Source organism: Haloferax profundi, assembly GCF_001469865.1.
Taxonomy (GTDB): Archaea; Halobacteriota; Halobacteria; order Halobacteriales; family Haloferacaceae; genus Haloferax; species Haloferax profundi.
The window spans coordinates 1-357 of the sequence record NZ_LOPV01000127.1 but is presented as its reverse complement, the minus strand read 5'-3'; the positions used below and the strand labels follow the sequence as shown (position 1 = coordinate 357).

Annotated in this window: 1 protein-coding gene; it reads left to right on the top strand. The window is 55.5% G+C overall.

Features of this window, described 5'->3' with window-relative positions:
* On the top strand, positions 1 to 357 hold a 357-nt coding region (locus tag AUR66_RS06580), incomplete at both ends, for an N-6 DNA methylase (RefSeq protein ID WP_157533016.1).

The following is a 357-nucleotide window of genomic DNA, read 5'->3' as shown; positions in this document are numbered from 1 at the left end:
GTTCGGAGAAGAAGATTCGCCGACCAGTTCTCGAAGACGACCTCGTCGAGGCAGTCATCGCGCTCCCGGAGAACCTGTTCTACAACACTTCTTCGCCAGGATGCCTTCTCATCTTCAACAAGGACAAACCCGCAGAGCGCGAGGGTAAGGTCCTGTTCATCTACGCCGAGGACATGGAGCTTCGGGAGTCTGGTGTCCAAATTTTCGAGGAGTTGTCGAACCAGAACCAACTTACGCAGGACGGTGTCGACTATCTGGCCGAGACGTATCTCACTGGGCGTGAAGAAGACCACCACAGTCGGCTGGTCGGCCTCGATGAGATCGAAGAGAACGACTGGAATCTGAACGTCCCACGCT